This window comes from Streptomyces sp. VTCC 41912, from assembly GCF_045799175.1.
GTDB lineage: Bacteria > Actinomycetota > Actinomycetes > Streptomycetales > Streptomycetaceae > Streptomyces > Streptomyces albulus_C.
This window is the reverse complement of the sequence record NZ_JBJMAB010000112.1, coordinates 1-631: the sequence shown is the minus strand read 5'-3', so window position 1 is coordinate 631 and position 631 is coordinate 1. Positions and strand designations below refer to the sequence as shown.

General features: G+C 65.0%; 1 protein-coding gene. It reads right to left on the bottom strand.

The genetic code is table 11. The features are described from left to right. A partial coding sequence (locus tag ACJ6WD_RS41365; protein WP_407617829.1) for a polyketide synthase dehydratase domain-containing protein occupies window positions 1–545 on the bottom strand: 545 nt, incomplete at its 3' end. Window positions 546–631 lie beyond the last annotated feature (86 nt).

Genomic DNA, 631 nt, shown 5'->3' with positions numbered 1-631 from the left:
GCGAACAACTCCTCACCACGACGCCACACCGCACGCAACCCACGGAACACCGGACCATAACCAAACCCAGCCCCCGCGAACTCCTCGTAGCACCCCTCAACATCCACCCCCACAGCATCCCGAGGAGGCCACACCCCACCATCGAAACCCACATCACCCGGCGCTGCCCCCGGAGCCAACACACCCGACGCATGCAGCGACCAAACACCCTCACCGACCGCATCCGGGCACGAGTACACCCCAACGGACCGACGACCCACCTCATCCGGATCACCCACCGCCACCTGCACCCGCACCCCGCCCACCTCAGGCAACACCAACGGAGCAGCCAACGTCAGCTCCGCCACCCGATCACAACCAACCCCCTCCCCCGCACACAACACCATCTCCAACAACGCAGTCCCCGCAACAACCACCCGACCCAACACCACATGATCCGCCAACCACGACTGCGACCGCGACTGCACAGAAAGACGACCGGTGAACAACACTCCCTCACCAGCAGCGAGTTCCACCGCAGCACCCAACAACGCATGCTCCGTCACACCAAGCCCCACAGCCCGCACATCACCACCACCGCCAGCCCGACCCACCGGCCAGAACCACTCACGCTGGAACGCATACGTCGGCA